The sequence below is a fragment of the Pusillimonas sp. genome (genome assembly GCF_035515275.1).
In the GTDB taxonomy this organism is placed as follows: domain Bacteria; phylum Pseudomonadota; class Gammaproteobacteria; order Burkholderiales; family Burkholderiaceae_B; genus Pusillimonas.
The window spans coordinates 1-1,748 of sequence record NZ_DATJBQ010000118.1 but is presented as its reverse complement, the minus strand read 5'-3'; the positions used below and the strand labels follow the sequence as shown (position 1 = coordinate 1,748).

At 59.2% G+C, this 1,748-nt stretch carries 2 protein-coding genes; both read left to right on the top strand.

What is annotated here, in order from left to right:
* The coding region (gene metW, locus VL003_RS08625; protein WP_414708269.1) for a methionine biosynthesis protein MetW at positions 1-599 on the top strand (599 nt) is incomplete at its 5' end.
* Positions 600-614: 15 nt separating this feature from the next.
* The coding region (locus tag VL003_RS08620; protein WP_414708270.1) for an AmpG family muropeptide MFS transporter at positions 615-1,748 on the top strand (1,134 nt) is incomplete at its 3' end.

Here is a 1,748-nt window from a genome sequence, read left to right as displayed (position 1 = left end):
CGGTTGCACCGCGGCACGTGCGCGCCGACCTGAAGCGTATCGCCAGCTGGATCGAGCCGGGCAGTCGTGTGCTCGACCTGGGTTGCGGCGATGGGACCCTGCTGGCCTATCTGCAGAATAACAAGAATGTGACAGGGGTCGGGGTCGAATTAAGCGACGAACTGGTCATTGCCTCGGTACGCCGGGGAGTGCGGGTGATCCAGCAGAACCTCGAGGAAGGGCTGGCCTTGTTCGACGATCAGCAATTCGACACCGTGGTTTTGTCCCGCACCCTGCAGTCCATGCATAACACCGAGCATATATTGCGTGAAATGGCACGTGTCGCCCGCTTTGGCATCGTGTCGTTTCCCAATTTCGGCTATTGGCCGCACGGGTGGTCGATACTGCGCGGGCGCATGCCTGTTACCGGGGAAATGCCATATCAGTGGTTCGATACGCCGAATATCCACTTATGCACGCTCAAAGACTTCGAGGACCTGGCACTGGCCTTGCGCCTGGGGATCACCCATCTGGCAACATTCAATGGCAACAAAGAAGTTAAACTCTTGCCCAGTTGGCGCAGCACCCTTGCGGTGTACCGCTTCGAGACTCCCGCCTGATACGACAAAGGTCCCATCATCGCTTCGCTAACCCGAGTTTATGCCAGTCCGCGCGTCATCCCGTTGTTAATACTCGGTTTTGCCAGCGGCTTGCCTCTGGCTCTGACCGGCGGCACCTTGCAGGCTTGGGCGACCCTTTCTGGTGTCTCGCTTCAGAATATTGGCTTTCTCACACTCATAGGAACGGCGTACACGCTGAAGTTCCTATGGGCGCCGCTGGTCGATCGGTACGCTCCGCCCATCCTGGGCCGCCGAAGAAGCTGGATTTTCTTTACGCAGCTTGCCCTTGGCGCAACGATTGCCGCCATGGGGCTCTATTCGCCGGCCGACAGCCTCATGCTGCTGGCGATGCTGGCGGTCTTGGTGGCCTTTCTCTCCGCGACTCAAGACATTGCCTTCGACGCCTACAGCACGGATGTATTGCGCCAAGAGGAACGTGCAGCCGGCGCGGCGGTGAAGGTTTTGGGTTACCGGCTTGCCATGATCGTCTCCGGAGGCGTGGCTCTGGTACTGGCCGATCAGTGGCTCGGCTGGGCAAATACGTATTTTCTGATGGGCGGATTCATGGCGTTGTGCGCCATCGCCACATTGCTGGCGCCCGAGCCTGAAGTCGTTGCGCAACGACCCCGGTCGCTGGCAATTGCGGTGGTGGAACCGCTGCTGGAGTTCTTCAAGCGCCCCGGTGCCCTCAGCATTCTGCTTCTCATTGTTTTGTATAAACTGGGAGACGCATTTGCCGGGGCGCTGTCGACCACATTTTTGCTCCGTGGGGCGGGCTTTACGGGTACTGAAGTGGGGGCCGTCAATAAAGTATTCGGTTTGGCGGCGACGATAGTGGGCGCGTTGGCGGGTGGTGCCTTCATGAGCCGCCTCGGCTTGTATCGGTCGCTGATGCTGTTCGGGCTCTTGCAGGCTGTCTCGAATTTCGGCTATTGGGTGCTGGCCGTGACGCCGCCGCATCTTTATTCCATGGCGGTGGTGGTTGCGGTGGAAAACTTGTGCGGCGGCCTGGGTACCGCCGCATTCGTGGCTTTACTGATGGCATTATGCAATCAACAGTTTTCGGCAACGCAATTTGCGTTGCTGTCGGCCTTATCGGCCGTGGGACGCACGTATCTCGCGGGGCCCCTAACACCCCCCCTGGTCGAA